Here is a 15,114-nt window from a genome sequence, read left to right as displayed (position 1 = left end):
CTCCGGCGGGCAACGGCCGGTTGAGCCGCCGGCCGGAACGTCACCCGGATGGACCAGCGCACGACCGGTGCCCACAATGGACTGCGTGAGGACGGTGAACATCACGAGCAGCCCGAGCGCGGCCTGCTCCCGGAACCCGCCCGGCGTGGGGCGCGGCCCGATCCCGTATGGGTGATCAATCGCGCCACGACGCCGACACGCGGGCCGTGCGGACGCGGGCCTGGTTAGGTCTGCCCCCGGGCGGCCCGCGGTGGGCCGCCCTTCTTCGGGAAGGGAACGGGCCCGGAACTCATGGCCGATCGACCATCGGTGCTCATCGTCGGCGCGGGACCGGCCGGGCTGGTGCTGGGCAACCTGCTGCGCGCCGCCGGGATCACCACGCTCGTCCTCGAACGCGGCGGCCGGGACCAGGTGCAGGCCCGGGCGCGCGCGGGGTTCCTCGGCGCGAACAGCGCGCGGGTGCTGACCGAGCACGGCCTCGGCGCCGGGATGCTGCGCGACGGCAGCACCCACGGCACGTGCGCCTTCCGCGACGACGGCGGCGAGTTCGAGCTGCGGTACGACCGGCTCGGCCGCGGTGAGCAGCACACCGTCTACCCGCAGCACCGGCTCGTCACCGACCTCATCGACGAATACCTCGAACGCGGCGGAGAACTGCGCTTCGGCGTGACCGTGACGGACGTCGACACCAAGACCGCGACCGTCCGCTTCCGCGACGACCAGGGGCACGCCGGCGAGGTGAGCGCCCGGTTCCTCGCGGGCTGCGACGGCAGCAACGGCGTCACCCGCCAGGCCGTCCCGGCGCCCGCCCGCTGCGCCCGTGACCACGGCATCTCCTGGCTGGCCGTGCTGGCCGAGGCGCCCCAGAGCATGCCGGCGGTCACCTACGCCCTGCACGAGCGCGGGTTCGCCGGGCACATGGCGCGCAGCCCTTCGGTGACGCGCTACTACCTCCAGGTCCCGCCCGGCGACAACGCCGCGGCCTGGACCGACGAGCGGATCTGGGCCGAACTGGCCGTCCGGATGCGCACCGGGCAGTTCGGCGAGCTGCGTCCGGGGCCGGTCACCGAGCGCCGGATCGTGCGCCTGCGGTCCGACGTCGTCGATCCGTTGCGGCACGGCAGGTTGTTCCTCGTCGGGGACGCCGCCAGCCTGATCAGCCCGTCCGCCGCCAAGGGCGCCAACCTGGCGATCATGGCGGCCGAGGTGCTGGCCGCCGCGCTCACCGACGCGCTCCTGCGGGACGACGAGCACGCCCTCGCCGCGTACTCCCGCACCTGCCTGCCGCGCATCTGGCGGGCGCAGGAGTTCTCCCATTGGATGATCGGCCTCCTCCACGACCCGGCCGGCGCCGGGCCCTTCGGGTCCGCCCTGCGCCGCGCCCGGCTCGACAACCTGCGTGAATCCCGCGCGCACCAAGACTTCTTCGCCGAAAACTACGTCGGCATCTGAGCAACAGGAGTGCCCATGACCGCGACGCTCGCCCCCGCGCTCGCACCCGAAGACCTCGACCGCCTCATCACGGCGAGGGATCTCGTCCGCACCAGCGACACCACCTCGGTGCTCGCGGCGGCCCTGCCGGCGCTGCCTGCCGCCGATCGCGCGGCGCTGGCCGCGCACGCGCCGTTCTCGCACGTCGGCTTGCTCGTCTTCCCCGGCACGCTGGACGGCCTCGGCGAAGAACTGGCCCGCCACGGACTCGAAACCGGGCTGATGAGCCACAGTGTCGTCGTCCGGGAGCGGATCGCCCGCCGCCACGGCGTGCCCGCCGAGGACCTCACCGTCGGCATCCTGCGCGCCCCGGTGACCGACCGCGCCGGCCGGCCGTGCGCGCTGGAGATCTTCGTCCTGGTCACCCCGCCGGAGCTGGCGCACATCGCCGCCGGCGAACGCCGCCACGGCCACGAAGACCACTTCGCGCTCGCGGTGCCCCGGGCCGACCCGATCGTCCTCAGTGGACTGCGCGCGGCGATCGCCGGGCAGCTGCGCCCGGACGGCGGCGGATACAACGGCCACGAAGACGCCACCGTGCTCTACTTCCGCGACGCGCACCACCCCGCGCCGGCCTACCGGCGGCTGGAACTCCTTCACGCCGGTGAGTTCCCCCGCATTCTCGCCACGCACCAGCGCGAATCCGAACCGGGCACGGAACTGCTCGGCCTGCTCACCGGCGCCTGGGCCACCCAGGCCGTCTCGACGGCCGTCGAGCTGCGCCTGCCGGACCACCTGGCCACCACCGCCGACCTCGGTGCGCTGGCCGCGGCGACCGGCACCGACCGCGAGAGCCTGGGCCGGCTCCTGCGGTACCTGGCCACCCTCGGCGTGGTCCGCGCGACGGCCACCGGACACGTGCTCACCGAAGTCGGCGCCCTGCTGCGCTCGGACGTCGAGGACACGATGGCGGCACTCGCCCTGATGTACGGCGGCCCGTTCTACCAGTCCTTCGCCGGCCTCACCGAGGCCGTCCGCACCGGCGAGGAGTCGTTCGCCAAGGTCTTCGGCGCGCACCACTTCGCCCACCTGGCCGCGCATCCCGAGCTGGCGGACCTGTTCCACCGGTCGATGGCGGCGAGCAACACGATGTTCACCGAGCTCACCCGCGTCGCCGACTTCTCGGCCGCCCGGGTCGTCGTCGACGTGGCCGGCGGAAACGGCGCGCTGCTGTCCCGTGTCCTCGACGCCCACCCGGCGATCACGGGTGTGCTCATGGACCGCCCGGAAGCCCTGGCCGTCGCCGGGCCGTCGCTGGCGAAGCACGCGGCGCGCTGCACGCTCGTGGCCGGCGACTTCACCGAGGCCGTCCCCGGCCACGGTGACGTCTACCTGCTGTCCCGTGTCCTGCACGACTGGGACGACGAGCGGTGCCACACCATCCTCACCACCTGCGCGTCGGGGATGCCCGACACCGCCGAGCTCCTGATCGTCGAGCGCCTGCTCCCCGAGGAGAGCGGGAGCGCGTCGCTGGCCGTGCCGTGGGACATCCACATGCTGTGCAACGTCGGTGGCCGCGAACGCACCGAGTCCCATTACCGCGAGTTGCTGGCCGGCGCGGGCTTCGAGCTGTCCGACGTCCGCCCGCTGGCGTTGGACGCGTACGTCCTTCGGGCGGTGCGGAAGCCCCGGTGAGCACCCGCCCGGGTCAGCCGGGGAGCCGCCGGTTGGAGAAGTACGGCTGGTGGAACGGGAAGTCGTCCGCCAGCCAATGCTTCAGCGCCGCGTAGGCCTTCGCGTAGTACCCCCGGTCGTACGCGCCCGGGGTGACCCACCAGCTGACGTCCACGTCGTGGTCCAGCAGCTCCTCCGTGAGCTTCGTGCGGCTGCCCATCGGGTACAGGTAGGCGCATCCCAGGTAACCGCCCGCCGGGTCGCGCAGGACGTAGGTGTACGAGCCGCCGTCGCGGAACTCGCACTCGTGCCACACCAGGTCGACGTAGTTGTGGTCCTCGGTGACCGCCTCGGCGGGCCAGCTGCCGCCCCGGGTCTGCCGGATGAGGGCGAGGCTCGCGTTGATGCCCGCGACGTCGTCGGCCAGGTCGGCGCGGGTGATCGCGCGGGCGGTCACGTCGCCGTGGGTCAGCTCCGCCGGGGCCGTGAAGCCCTCGGGCGGGGTCAGTCTCCTGACGAACTTGCGGTACTCCATCAGCGGACCCGGTAGCCCAGGATCACGATGCCCGAGTCGAGCTTCGTCACCGTGTCCAGGTCGAGCCGGGTCAGGGCGCCTTCGCGGAACAGCAGGTCCTGCGGGCCGCCCTGGCGGACGAGCAGCGGGTGGAACCACAGGCGGATCTCGTCGACCAGGCCGTGCTCCAGCAGGGCGTGCGTGAGCTGCCCGAAGCCGTACTGGACGATGTCCTCCCCCGGCTCGCTCTTCAGCTTCTCGATCGCGGCCACCGGGTCGCCGTTGACGACCGTCGTGTTGGTCCACTCGGGATCGGTGAGGGTCGAGGAGACCACGTACTTGGCCATGGCGTTGATGTGGTCGCTCGCCGGGTCGCCCGACCGGGTCGGCCACACCGGCGCGAAGCCGTCGTAGGTTCGCCGGCCCATGATGAGCGCATCGCACGAGAGCAGCAGTTCGGTCTGCACGGCCTCACCCTGGCCGCCGTCGGGGCCGCTCGAGGGCCAGTGGTGCGGGGTCTCGATCACGCCGTCGAGCGAGATGTACGTCGAGTTGATGATGCGTCGCATGGGGTATCTCCTGGTGGTCCGCTTGTCGATGGGAAGAGCCTGCGCCAGGCGACACGTGCGGTCATCCGTGGTCAGCACGGATCGGGTACGGAATCATGGGCGGGATGAGCACGCTGCCGTGGGAGGACGTCTCGGCCCGGGAGGCCGAGGTGCTCGCGGCGGTCGGCGAGCACCTGACGAACGCGCAGATCGCCGCCCGGCTGCACATCTCGGCCCGCACGGTGGAGAGCCACGTGTCGGCGCTGCTGCGCAAGTGCGGCGCGAGCGACCGTCGTGAGCTGGCCGCGCTCGCCGCCGAGGTGGCCGAGCTGGGAGCGCGGGCCGGCGAGGCGGTGCTGCCGGAAGCCCGGACCAGTTTTGTCGGCCGCGACGAGGAGCTCGAAGCCGTGCGGACGGCGTTGGACGCGAGCCGGCTCGTCACCCTCACCGGGCCGGGCGGGGTGGGCAAGACCCGGCTCGCCGTCACCGCGGCCGCCGCGGTGGCCCCGCGGTTCCCGGCCGGCGTGGTGTACGTCGACCTCGTGCCGGTGCCGCCCGGGCAGGTGGTGGCCGCCGCGGCCCACGCGCTCGGCGTCACCGAACGCCCGCCGCGGCCGCTGCTCGACAGCGTCGCCGACCGGGTGCGCGGCCGGGCGGTGTTGCTGGTGCTGGACAACTGCGAACACGTGCTCGACGACGTCGGCGAGCTCGCCGAGGCCCTGTTGCGAGCCGGCGGCCGGGTGCGGATCCTCACGACCAGCCGGGAGCGGCTCGGCATCATGGGCGAAGCAGCACACGCCGTGCCGCCGTTGCCGCTCGGCTCGGCCGCCGAGGCCCTGTTCCTCGACCGCGCCCGCGCGGTCGACCGCACGTTCGCCGCCGCTCCCGCGCAGGTCACCGAGGCGTGCGCCCGGCTCGACGGACTGCCGCTGGCCATCGAGCTGGCCGCGGCACGAGCCGCCGCCATCGGCGTCGACGGGCTGCTCACCGCCCTCGACGACCGGCTGCGCGCGGTGGCCGGTGGCCGCGGCGGTGCGGCCCGGCACCACTCGCTGAGCGACGTGCTCGGCTGGAGCTACGACCTGCTCGAGCCCGCGGAACGCGCGTTGTTCCGGCGGCTCGCGGTGTTCGCCGCGGGCTTCGACCTCGACGCCGCGGCAGCCGTCTCGCCCGGCGAGCGGCCGAGCACGGTCGCGCACCTGCTCGGCCGGCTGGTGGAGAAGAGCCTGGTGGTGCGGCGCGGCACCGACAGCTCGCAGTACCGGCTGCTGGAGACGGTCCGGGCGTTCGCGCTCGAGCACCTCGCCGGCGACGGCGACCACGACGAGGTGCTGCGCGCGCACCTGGAGTGGGCGAGCCGGGTCGCCGTCGAGCTGGAAGCCGGGCTCGACGAGGACGACCACGCGGCACGCTACGACGAGGTGGTCGACGACCTGCGGGCCGCGTTCGCCCGGACCGGCCAGGAGCCCGAACCGGTGGCGCACCGGCTGGGCCGGGCGCTGGCCCACCTCACGTTCGCCCGGGGTTCGTTCGTCGAGTCACGCGCGCACTACCGCGCCGCGGCCGAGCGGGCCACCGCCCCCGCCGACGCCGTCCGGGACCTGCGCAGCGCCTCGGAAGCCGCACAGTCGCTGGCCGACGGCGACGACGCGTTCGACCTGCTGCTCACCGGCGCCGACCGGGCGGGTGACGAGCGGGACCGCGCCGTGATGCTGGCGCTGGCCGTGACCCTCGCGACCCGCTTCGTCGGGGACTTCCGCCACCCGGTGCCGACCGCCCGCCGCGCGGACCTGCTGGCACGGGCCGAAGAAGCGCCGGTCGAGGACCATGAGCACGCGGCGGTGCTCGCCACCGCCCGGGCCTGGCAGGCCGGCGCGGCCCCGGCCGCCGCCCTCGAGGCGGCGCACGACGCGGGTGATCCGACGCTGCTGCAGGGTGCCCTGGACAGCGCCAACTCGGCCGCCGCACGCCAGGGCCGGCTGCGCGAGGCCTACCGCATCGCCCGCGAACGGCTGGACCTGCTGCCCACGCTCTCCCGGCACCGGCCGGCCGACGGCATCGAGATGTTCGACCTGTTCCACTCGGTGTCGGTGTGCGCGCTGGCGGTGGGTGACCTGCCGGGGGCGCTGGCCATCGCCGACCGCGCGTCCGAACAGGACCCGGTCAACCGCGACTACCCGTTCGTGTCGCTCCTCAAGTTCCTGGCGCCGCTCACGCTGTCCGGCCGGTTCGACGAGGCCGTCGAACTCGGCGAGCGGGCGTTCGCCGAGTGGCGCGCCGCGGGGGCCCCGCTCCTGGCGTGGCTCGCGCCGTCGGTGCAGGTGCTGGAGCTGGCGACCGGCCTGCGCGGCGACCACGGGCTCTGGCGGGCCCGCACGCTGGAGTTCGCCGGCCACCCCGAGCCGCGCTCCGGGCGTCTCGCGGCCACCACGGCCTTCGTGGAGGCCCGGCTGGCCGTCCACAACGGACATCTGACCGACGCGGACCGCTTGGTGCGCAACGCGTTCCAAGAGTTCCCGCAACCGTGGTACCGGGCGTACGCGAACGCGGCGGGCGCGGAACTGGCGGTGCTCGCCGACCTGCCGGACGCGGAGAAACGGCTGGAGCAGGCCGGCCGCACCGCCGAGGAGAACGACTGGGCGGCCGCTTGTGTCGCCCGGGCGCGAGGCCGGTTCACCGGCGACGGCGCCGCTTTCCGCCGGTCTTCGGAGATCTGGGACCGCATCGGCGCACGGTTCGAACGGGAGTGCACGGCGGAGGCGGCAGGCTGAGCCGCGCGTTCGACGGTCGCGGGCCCGGGTTGGTGTTCCCGGGCCCGCCGATTCCCGTCAGAAGCCGGGGAACACCCGGCGCAGGTCGTCGAGCGTGATGGCGCCCTCGACGGTGACGCCCTTGTCGTACGGTGCCTTGAGCCGGCCGTTGATCAGCCGGACGAACGCTTCCGCCGGCCCGTTGAACGTCGCGGACGGCGATTCGAGGCCCTCCACCAGGGTGACGGCGTCGTCGATCACCAGGCCGCCGCCCGGGACCGCGACCGACACCGGGTTCGCGAGCTCCGCCGGCTTCGCGAGGAAGCCCAGCATGAAGCCCACCGGCCCGCCCATGAGGTCGACCAGCACCTCGGCCGAGCCGGCGGCCACCCCGGCGGCCGGGTCGAAGGCCACCCGCACGTCCCACGAGTGGTTGGCCACCTCGTTGAGCCGCATGCCCAGCGCGGTCAGCAGCGGGACCGGCTCCGGCAGGAAGCCCAGGTCGACGGTCGACGAGAGCTGCTCGGGGGTGAGCGCCTCGATCTTTTCGAGCCAGCGGCCGTTGTGCTCCAGGAAGCCCTCGGCCTGCGCGCGCGGCGCGGACGCGTCCCAGCGGGCCCAGATCGTCTGGTTGTCTTCGGCCGCCACGGTCTCGCCGGCGGCCCGGGCGATCGGCGCGAGGCCGATCTCCGCACCGCTGCCGAGGTGGGAAAGGGCCTGGGCGACGGTCCATTCCGCGGCGCCACTGGTGGTGGCCAGCTGGTCGTCGGTGAGGGTGCGGACGAGGCCGGAAAGCGTGTCGTGCTCCGCGCGGAGAGCGGTGATCGTGCGGTCCAGGAGTGAGCTCATGCCACGCTCAACTCCGGAGTGGACGTGTGTGTTCCGTGCTCGCCCGGGTGCGCTGCGCAGGACCGCGGCCGGGCAGGCTAGTTTGCTCGGATGAGTCTCCTCGACGACGTGGCCGAACGCGACGGCTGGCGGTGCTGGGTGTGCGACGAACCCGTCGACCCGGACATGTCGGTGAACGACTCGCGCGGGCCCAGCGTCGACAGCCGGACCGCCGACCGGAAGGCCAAGGTCGCCGAGCGGCTCGCGCACCGCGGGTGCAACACCCGCAAGGGCGCGGTCAAGGTGGTCATCGCCTGGCCGGACCACCTGCACGTGGCCGAACCCGCGCCGCTGATCACCGTGGCCGGCCGGCTGGAGCGCAAGGGCGGCCGCGAGATGGTGGCCCGCAGCCCGACCGAGCAGGACGCCCAAGAGGCGGCGGACTGGCTGGTGGACCGGTTTTCCCGGCTGGTGCCGGGGTTGCCGGTGACGGCCACCGTCGAAGCGGGCGGCGGCCAGTTCCTCGTCATCCTGGCCACCGGCCGCCGCTGACCGGGAGCAGCACCCGCGGTCGCCGCCGGGATCACGGCGAGCGACGAGAACCGTTGGGGTGACGGCGGGTTGCCGCCAGCCGGCCCGGCGGTGAGCCGCCGTGTGGCCCAATCCGTGAGTTTCCGCCCGGTACCCGGCGAGACGGTGTTAGCTTCCGTCGGTTCATTCGCTGCCCGAGCGAGGTGTAACAGTGAGCGTGACAGTGCACGCGGACAAGTTCGCCGCCTACCTGCGCATGTTGAAGGACCGCAGCGGACAGGGCTACGAACGGCTCGGCCGGCAGGCCGGGGCCAGCGGTTCCAGCCTGCACCGGTACTGCTCGGGCAAGAGCGTGCCCGCCGACTACCGCGTGGTCCACTCGTTCGCCAAGGTCTGCGGCGCGTCCGCGGACGAACTGCGCGAGCTGCACCAGCTGTGGGCCCTGGCCGACGCCGGCCGGGTCGACGAGGCGCCGCCGGAGCACACCGAGAGCTCGCCGGAGCCGGCCGGTGAGGACACCTCGCGGTCACCGCGCAAGCGCTGGTACGCGGCGGCGGCCATCGCGATCGTGGTCGTGCTGGCGGGTGGCCTGGTCTGGGTCACCGCCGACGGGTCCGGGCCGGCCGCCGGCCGGTACGCCGACCGGATGCTGTTCTCCCCGGCCTGCCGGCCGCCGGTGAGCATGGGCCAGCACGACGAGTGCGTCACCGAAGTGCAGAACCTGCTGGTCTCGGCCCAGGGGCGGCTCTCGGTCGACGGCTCGTTCGGCCCGGAGACACTGCGCCGGGTCACCGCGTTCCAGGTGCTGGCGGGCCTGCCCGCCCGGGGTGTGGTCGACGAGGCGACCAAGACCGCGCTGTACGACCACCGGACCAGTCTGGCGGGCTGGTCGGGGGCCATGGTGGAGCAGCGGATCCGGGCCGTGTTCACCGAAGCGCCGGACACCGCGGTCGCGATCGCCCGGTGCGCCTCGTTCCTCGATCCGCTGTGGGTGCTGCCGAACACGAACGGCAGCCGCAACTGGGGGATCTTCCAGATCTCCGACGCGCGCCTGCTGGACCTGGGCGGCACGCCGCGGCAGGCGTTCGACCCGGTGTGGAACATCGACGCGGCGCACCGCCTGTGGAGCGCGCACCACGACTTCCACGACTGGCCGTCCTGCTCGGCGGCCCTGCAGAACCCGCTGTCGCACTGAGCGCGGACAGCGCGAAGCCCGCGCCCTCGGCGAGGGGCCCCGCGAGAGGGCCGAGGGTGCGGGCTTCGCCGGCACGGTCCCGGGGTCCGGCGCCGGAAACCCCCAGGTTTTCCGGCGCCGGGCTCCCGGCCGAGGGTCAGACGGTCCCGTTCTCCCACCACCACGCGCGGCCGAGGTCGGCCCGGCTGTCCACGTGCTGGTGGTCGGTGTTGTAGGTCTCCAGGCCGGAGAACCCGCTGGTCTCGGCCTTCTGGTAGACGGTCTTGTTGGCCACGCCCGGCACGTCCAGGTCGGCCGCGGTGCCGTACATGTGCATGCTGTCGCTCGCGCCGCCGATCTCCGAGTTGTGCGCGATGCTGCGGAACCCGGAGTTCACCGTGATCGGCTTGTTCCCGAGCTTCTTGCGCACCGCCTCCAGCTTGTACATGCAGCGGCGGGCGTTCTCCTTGGCGGTGGCCGCGCTGACCTTGCCGCCGTTGAAGGTGCCGCTCACCCGGTCGGTGAACTCGCTGAAGTTGAAGTGCGCGGTCGACCCGTCGCTCTGCTCCAGCGCGTTGAGCGCGGCCTGGGTGGCCGACCCGACCTGGCCGTCCGCGCCCAGGCCGTAGGCCGCCTGGAACCGGCGGACCGCGGCCGCCGTGCCGGGGCCGAACTCGCCGTCGATCGAGACCCGGCTGTGGCTGGGCGAGTCGGCCGCCCAGCCCGCGACCCGGATCTGGAGCTCGGTGACGTCGGCGCCCGTGTTGCCCTGGACCAGGATGCGGGACCACGGGTACGCCTGGGCGGTGCCCGGCAGCAGCAGCGGGCTGACCACCGCCGCCGTGCCGATCACCGCCGCGCCGCGGAGCACAGTGCGCCGACTCATGGGGTGTCTCATTCTCGTCCTTTCCTAGCGGGGATTCAGCGGTTGGCGAGCTGGTCGAGGTCGGCCTGGGTGCCGTTGAAGACGTCCCCGGTCGCCGGCGCGGGGATGCCGTCGGGGATGGCCGCGTCGGTGTACTGCCACATCAGCCAGGTCTTCGACCCGGTGGGCAGCGCCGGCTGCGTGACGGACTGGCGGTAGTCGGCGAGCTGCATCGGATAGGCGGACAGCGCCGTGGTGCCGCCCAGGCACGCGTCCAGGAAGGACTTCTGGGTGTAGATGATCGGGGTCCGGCCGAACGCCGCGGCCACCTTGTCCAGCCAGGCCTTGGCGTCGGCGACGGTGACGTACGGCGGGCAGCCGCCGGAGCCGTCGTCCTTCCACTCCAGGTCGAACACGGGCGGCAGGTCACCGGCGCGCTTGCCGGTGTACCCGGTGGCCCGCACCGCGGTGATGAACCGGTCCGCCTGCGCGCCGCCGGTGCCGGCCGTCGTGCCCGTGTAGAAGTGGTACGGCCCGACGGCCAGGCCGGCGTTGCGGGCCGCCGGCAGGTCCGTGGCCAGGTATTCGTCGGTGGTGTTCAGGCCGCGGGTCGCCTTGACCGTCGCGAACTCGACCCCGGACGCCTTGACCGCGCCCCAGTTGATCGGCGCGCCGCCGGGGTGCTGGTACTTCGCCGTGTCGACGCCGTCGATCGGGCGCCCGGCGGGCTTCGGCGGTGTGCAGTAGGTGTTGCGGCTGGACCAGTCGGCGACCTTGGCCCAGGTGGTGGGCCCGGCAACGCCGTCGGCACTGGCGTTGACGCAGTGCTGGAACTGGATCACCCGGTTGCGGGTGCCGTCCCCGAAGTTGCCGTCGATGGTCAGCGGCGGGTAGTGCCCCGGCTCCATGGCGAGGTTCAGCCGGCACTGGAGCTCCTTGACCTCCGTGCCGGTGGACCCGCTCTGCAGGGTCGGGCGGGCCGTAGAATGGCCGCACATCACGCTCTGCGCGGTGTCGGACGTGCCCTGGGTGGCGCACTTCTTCGGCCGCGCGGCCCACGAGTTCAGCGCGGCCCAGGTGTTCGGCCCGATCTGGCCGTCCACGCTCAGCGCGGCGCACCGCTGGAACACGCGCACCCGGGCGTCGGTCGCCGGGCCGAAGGAGCCGTCCGCGCCGATGGGCGTGTACCGGCTCGCCTTGGTCGCCAGGTTCAGTTCACACTGGGCCTCGGCGACCTCGGTGCCGGTCGCCCCTTGTTTCAGGGTGGGCTGGGCACTGGTGTGCCCGCAGACCGCGACGGCGTCCGCCGCGGCGGTGGCGGTGGCGGCGGTCGCGGCGGGGAACACCAGCAGCACCGCGACGGCCAGAGCGAGTCTTTGCATGGCGAGGAGGCTGGCAGGGGTCGGCCCCGCCGGTCGCCGGTCACCGCCCGACTCGGGACGGCGGGACAGTCCCACCCGGCCGGACCAGCGGGAACATCACCGCCGTGGGACACCGCTGGGACGCCGGGCCGCCGTCCCAGGCCCGGCGGCTCGGCGGTTTTCCCCCGAATGTCCGGTCTTGCGGAGAGGGCATCCACCGCTCCCCGGTGGCCTCAGTGACTCGCCTTGGCGACCGCGGCGACCTCACGGACAGCCCCGGCCACCGCGCCGAAGTCCTTGCGCAAGATCGCGCCGTGGTTGCTCGAAACCTTCGCGCTCACCTCGATGTGCGGGTTGCGGCCGACCGCGGCGTCCAGGCCGGCGCGGATCCGCTCCTGCTCATCACCGCGGCTGCCCAACGAAGTCCCCGAAGCCACCACGAACCGGGTCGGGACGGTGATGCCGTCCAGCACCGGCCCCAGCTCGCGCTCACGGGACAGCACGCCGACCTCGATGTTGCTCTCCGCCTGCTGCTCGGCCGTCATCCGCGGGGCCAGGCCGGTGGGGCGCAGCAGCGGGAGGAACCAGCTCATCCGCTTGAACAGCTTCCGGATCCGCTGCTCCATGGCCTCGTCCAGCCAGTCGTACGGGAACGCGCCGTCGACCAGGACCGCACCGATCGTGCGCTCCGGGTTCCGGGCGGCCCAGTGCGCGCCGACCAGCGCGCCGTAGGACCAGCCGACCAGCAGCGCCCGGTCCACACCCCGCGCCGCGAGCACCGCGTCGACGTCGCGGACGGCGACCTCGAAGGAATAGTCCGCCGACCGCTTCGACCGGCCGCGGGCCCGCTCGTCGTAGGTGATGTGCCGGAAGCCGTCGCCGAGCTCGGCGACCACCCGCCGCCAGTAACCCTGGGTGGCGAACTGGCCGTTGAGGTAGACCACCGGGACACCGGCACCGCCGGTGTCGGTGACCGCGAGGGCCGTGTCGTCGATCTCCACCATGCCGGTCCAGGTTGTGCTGTTCTTCGTCATGGCAGCCACTGTCGGGGGCCGGCCTGACACGCCCCTGACGTCGCGCTGACACGCGGTGGACCCGCGGCGGGCACCGTGCTAGAAATAGAACCTGTTCCACTTTTGCCCACCGGTGCCGGGAGGTGCGGATGAGCGTCCCGACGGTGACCGAGCTGCTGCTGGCCCGCGCCGGGGACGAGCGTCCCGGCCTTCTCTTCGAGGACGAGACGTGCTCGTGGGCCGAGCACGTCCGGGCTTCGGCACACCGCGCGGCCGACCTCCGCGAGACATTGCAGTGGGACAGACCGCCGCACGTCGGCATCCTGGCCGACAACGTGCCGGCGTTCTCCGTCCTCCTGGGCGCCTGCGCGTTCGCCGGCGCGGTGCTGGTCGGGCTCAACCCCACCCGGCGCGGCGAAGCCCTCGCGCGGGACATCCGGCTCGCCGACTGCCAGTTCGTGCTCTCCGAGCGGAAGTACCAGCCTCTCCTGAAGGGACTGGACCTCGGCGATATCGGCGTGCGGGAGCTGGAATCGTGGCCGTCGGCGAACACGCCGCTCGATCCCGTCCCCGCGGCGGCGGACGACCTGCTCATGCTGATCTTCACCTCCGGCACCAGCGGCGACCCGAAGGCGGTGCGCTGCACGCACGGCAAGATCGCGTTTCCCGGCGCGATGCTCGCCGAGCGCTTCCGGCTGTCCTCGTCGGACACGGTCTACGTCACGATGCCGATGTTCCACTCCAACGCGATCATGGCCGGCTGGGCGGTCGGGCTCGCGGCGGGCGCGGGCATCGCCCTGCGCCGCCGGTTCTCCGCCTCCGGCTTCCTGCCCGACGTGCGGAAGTTCGGCGCGACCTACGCCAACTACGTCGGCAAGCCACTGTCCTACGTGGTCGCCACTCCCCCACGCCCGGACGACGCGGACAACCCCCTGCGCCTCGTCTACGGGAACGAAGGCGCGAGCGCCGACCTGACCGCGTTCGAGAAACGCTTCGGCTGCAAGGTCATCGACGCGTTCGGCTCCACCGAAGGTGGCGTCGGGTTCGCCCGCACCGACGGCACCCCGCCCGGCTCACTCGGCCGGCCGGCCGGCGACGTCGCCATCCTGCACCCGCACACCGGCCGGCCGTGCCCACCGGCCGAGTTCGATCGCGACGGCCACCTGGTCAACGCCGAAGAAGCGGTCGGCGAACTGGTCAACACCACCGGCGCCGGCTGGTTCGCCGGGTACTACCGCGACCCCGGGGCCGACGCAGAACGGCTACGTGACGGCAAGTTCCACACCGGAGACCTCGCCTACGCCGACGCCGACGGGTTCTGCTACTTCGCCGGGCGGCTCGGCGACTGGCTCCGCGTCGACGGGGAAAACCTCGGCACGGCACCGATCGAGCGCATCCTGTTACGGCACCCCGTGATCACCGACACCGCTGTCTACGCCGTCCCCGACCCGGTGACCGGTGACCAGGTGATGGCCGCCGTCGTCACCGACGGCACCGCCCTGGATCCCGCCGATTTCGGCCGTTTCCTCGCCGCCCAGCCCGATCTCGGGCCCAAGCAGGTGCCCAAGTACGTGCGCACGGTCCGGGAGCTGCCGCGGACCTCGACGTTCAAGGTGGTCAAGCGGCGGCTTTCCGCCGAGGGCCTGAACGTCCCCGACGTGCTCTGGGAGCGCGCCGGGCCGGGCATCGTCTACACCGCCCTGGACGGATGAGCGTGCCCAGGATCGCCGACGCCGACGATCCTGGGCTTTCCCGTCTCAGGTCAGGGCTTCTCGAAGTGCTGGTAGTCGATCGGGGTGTCCCACGAGCCGCCCCAGGTCCAGCCGCGGGTGGTGAACGCCTGCTCGGTGCGGTCGCCCGCGTGGATCATGCCGGGCGCGGTCTGCGTGCGGTCGACGTACGGCGCTCCGTTGGGCGGGTAAACCGTGCCACTGCCGGAGATGTAGGGGTTCTGCACGGTGTTGATGTCGATGGCGCGCCCGTAGGAGTGGTTGGACCACGCGGTGCCGCCGGTGATCGCCCGGCAGTTGAACGCCGAGGTGTTGTTCGCCGCCATGGACGCGTCGTCGTCGGAGTTGTACTTCTCCACGGTCTCCATCCGCTCGATGGGGAACCGGGCGGTGTACAGGTCGGCGAAGGCGTAGGCGATCTCGACGGCGCGATCGGCGTTGACGACCAGTTCGCCCCGGTGCGCCGCACCGTCGAAGCCGACGAAGGTCAGGCTCATCAGCCGCAGCTGGTCAACACCGATGGGGCAGCCTTCGTGCCAGCTCGACGCGAGCCGCTCCGCGGTGACCGGCCTGATGAAGGCGACGTAGGGCGGGAGGCGGCTGCCGGCCGGCGCGGCGACCTCCACGGTCTGGGTGCTGGTGCTGGTGGCGGCCGGCGCCGGCGTGGCACCGACCAGGGCCACGGACGCCAGGCA

General features: G+C 73.0%; 13 protein-coding genes. 6 read left to right on the top strand and 7 right to left on the bottom strand.

The features are described 5' to 3' along the window. Nucleotides 1-291 precede the first annotated feature (291 nt). Nucleotides 292-1,452 carry a 4-hydroxybenzoate 3-monooxygenase gene (locus ACIA5G_RS49155; protein ID WP_395936607.1) on the top strand — a complete coding sequence of 387 codons (1,161 nt, stop codon included), beginning with the start codon at nt 292-294 and terminating at the stop codon, nt 1,450-1,452. Between the two features lie 15 nt (nt 1,453-1,467). After that, nucleotides 1,468-3,126 carry a methyltransferase gene (locus tag ACIA5G_RS49150; RefSeq protein ID WP_395936605.1) on the top strand — a complete coding sequence of 553 codons (1,659 nt, stop codon included), beginning with the start codon at nt 1,468-1,470 and terminating at the stop codon, nt 3,124-3,126. Between the two features lie 13 nt (nt 3,127-3,139). Here the strand turns inward: ACIA5G_RS49150 and ACIA5G_RS49145 are convergent, their stop codons facing one another. Next, nucleotides 3,140-3,640 carry a GNAT family N-acetyltransferase gene (locus ACIA5G_RS49145; protein WP_395936603.1) on the bottom strand — a complete coding sequence of 167 codons (501 nt, stop codon included), beginning with the start codon at nt 3,638-3,640 and terminating at the stop codon, nt 3,140-3,142. Continuing rightward, nucleotides 3,640-4,188 carry a dihydrofolate reductase family protein gene (locus ACIA5G_RS49140; protein ID WP_395936601.1) on the bottom strand — a complete coding sequence of 183 codons (549 nt, stop codon included), beginning with the start codon at nt 4,186-4,188 and terminating at the stop codon, nt 3,640-3,642. The genes ACIA5G_RS49145 and ACIA5G_RS49140 overlap by 1 nt, the downstream gene beginning before the upstream one ends. Before the next feature lie 104 nt (nt 4,189-4,292). Here ACIA5G_RS49140 and ACIA5G_RS49135 point away from each other — a divergent pair, with 104 nt between their 5' ends. After that, nucleotides 4,293-6,938 (top strand): ATP-binding protein, encoded by a 2,646-nt coding sequence (locus tag ACIA5G_RS49135; RefSeq protein WP_395936599.1) that lies wholly within the window; start codon nt 4,293-4,295, stop codon nt 6,936-6,938. Nucleotides 6,939-6,995: 57 nt separating this feature from the next. On the opposite strand, the gene ACIA5G_RS49130 is transcribed toward ACIA5G_RS49135, so the two are convergent. After that, nucleotides 6,996-7,766, bottom strand: a complete 771-nt coding sequence (locus tag ACIA5G_RS49130; RefSeq protein ID WP_395936597.1) for a maleylpyruvate isomerase family mycothiol-dependent enzyme — start codon at nt 7,764-7,766, stop codon at nt 6,996-6,998. Nucleotides 7,767-7,856: 90 nt separating this feature from the next. Here ACIA5G_RS49130 and ACIA5G_RS49125 point away from each other — a divergent pair, with 90 nt between their 5' ends. Both ACIA5G_RS49125 and ACIA5G_RS49120 read left to right on the top strand, forming a co-directional pair. Beyond that, complete coding sequence (locus ACIA5G_RS49125; RefSeq protein ID WP_395936595.1) at nt 7,857-8,297, top strand: hypothetical protein; 441 nt, start codon at nt 7,857-7,859, stop codon at nt 8,295-8,297. A gap of 190 nt (nt 8,298-8,487) precedes the next feature. Beyond that, nucleotides 8,488-9,471, top strand: a complete 984-nt coding sequence (locus ACIA5G_RS49120) for a helix-turn-helix domain-containing protein (RefSeq protein WP_395936593.1) — start codon at nt 8,488-8,490, stop codon at nt 9,469-9,471. Between the two features lie 136 nt (nt 9,472-9,607). Here the strand turns inward: ACIA5G_RS49120 and ACIA5G_RS49115 are convergent, their stop codons facing one another. The 3 genes from ACIA5G_RS49115 to ACIA5G_RS49105 form a co-directional block, all read right to left on the bottom strand. Further along, the gene (locus ACIA5G_RS49115) at nt 9,608-10,336 is read right to left on the bottom strand and encodes a D-Ala-D-Ala carboxypeptidase family metallohydrolase (RefSeq protein ID WP_395936591.1); all 729 of its coding nucleotides are present in this window, start codon (nt 10,334-10,336) and stop codon (nt 9,608-9,610) included. A gap of 35 nt (nt 10,337-10,371) precedes the next feature. Beyond that, the gene (locus tag ACIA5G_RS49110; RefSeq protein ID WP_395936589.1) at nt 10,372-11,697 is read right to left on the bottom strand and encodes a GH25 family lysozyme; all 1,326 of its coding nucleotides are present in this window, start codon (nt 11,695-11,697) and stop codon (nt 10,372-10,374) included. Nucleotides 11,698-11,909: 212 nt separating this feature from the next. Beyond that, nucleotides 11,910-12,710 carry an alpha/beta fold hydrolase gene (locus ACIA5G_RS49105; RefSeq protein WP_395936587.1) on the bottom strand — a complete coding sequence of 267 codons (801 nt, stop codon included), beginning with the start codon at nt 12,708-12,710 and terminating at the stop codon, nt 11,910-11,912. Nucleotides 12,711-12,838: 128 nt separating this feature from the next. Between ACIA5G_RS49105 and ACIA5G_RS49100 the strand changes: the two genes are divergently transcribed. Further along, nucleotides 12,839-14,401 carry a long-chain-fatty-acid--CoA ligase gene (locus ACIA5G_RS49100; protein ID WP_395936585.1) on the top strand — a complete coding sequence of 521 codons (1,563 nt, stop codon included), beginning with the start codon at nt 12,839-12,841 and terminating at the stop codon, nt 14,399-14,401. A gap of 50 nt (nt 14,402-14,451) precedes the next feature. Here the strand turns inward: ACIA5G_RS49100 and ACIA5G_RS49095 are convergent, their stop codons facing one another. Next, on the bottom strand, nt 14,452-15,102 hold the full coding sequence (locus ACIA5G_RS49095; protein ID WP_395936583.1) for a M15 family metallopeptidase: 651 nt from the start codon (nt 15,100-15,102) through the stop codon (nt 14,452-14,454). Nucleotides 15,103-15,114 lie beyond the last annotated feature (12 nt).

Origin of the sequence: Amycolatopsis sp. NPDC051758, assembly GCF_044453095.1 — a bacterium.
Classification (GTDB): Bacteria; Actinomycetota; Actinomycetes; order Mycobacteriales; family Pseudonocardiaceae; genus Amycolatopsis.
This window is presented reverse-complemented; position numbering and strand designations above follow the sequence as displayed.

What these genes read in the sequence shown, in the direction of transcription:
- ACIA5G_RS49140 (WP_395936601.1), bottom strand. Translation starts at nt 4,188, where the DNA reads ATGCGACGCATCATCAACTCGACGTACATCTCGCTCGACGGCGTGATC.
- ACIA5G_RS49115 (WP_395936591.1), bottom strand. Translation starts at nt 10,336, where the DNA reads ATGAGTCGGCGCACTGTGCTCCGCGGCGCGGCGGTGATCGGCACGGCG.
- ACIA5G_RS49130 (WP_395936597.1), bottom strand. Translation starts at nt 7,766, where the DNA reads ATGAGCTCACTCCTGGACCGCACGATCACCGCTCTCCGCGCGGAGCAC.
- ACIA5G_RS49110 (WP_395936589.1), bottom strand. Translation starts at nt 11,697, where the DNA reads ATGCAAAGACTCGCTCTGGCCGTCGCGGTGCTGCTGGTGTTCCCCGCC.
- ACIA5G_RS49100 (WP_395936585.1), top strand. Translation starts at nt 12,839, where the DNA reads ATGAGCGTCCCGACGGTGACCGAGCTGCTGCTGGCCCGCGCCGGGGAC.
- ACIA5G_RS49135 (WP_395936599.1), top strand. Translation starts at nt 4,293, where the DNA reads ATGAGCACGCTGCCGTGGGAGGACGTCTCGGCCCGGGAGGCCGAGGTG.
- ACIA5G_RS49155 (WP_395936607.1), top strand. Translation starts at nt 292, where the DNA reads ATGGCCGATCGACCATCGGTGCTCATCGTCGGCGCGGGACCGGCCGGG.
- ACIA5G_RS49105 (WP_395936587.1), bottom strand. Translation starts at nt 12,710, where the DNA reads ATGACGAAGAACAGCACAACCTGGACCGGCATGGTGGAGATCGACGAC.
- ACIA5G_RS49150 (WP_395936605.1), top strand. Translation starts at nt 1,468, where the DNA reads ATGACCGCGACGCTCGCCCCCGCGCTCGCACCCGAAGACCTCGACCGC.
- ACIA5G_RS49145 (WP_395936603.1), bottom strand. Translation starts at nt 3,640, where the DNA reads ATGGAGTACCGCAAGTTCGTCAGGAGACTGACCCCGCCCGAGGGCTTC.
- ACIA5G_RS49125 (WP_395936595.1), top strand. Translation starts at nt 7,857, where the DNA reads ATGAGTCTCCTCGACGACGTGGCCGAACGCGACGGCTGGCGGTGCTGG.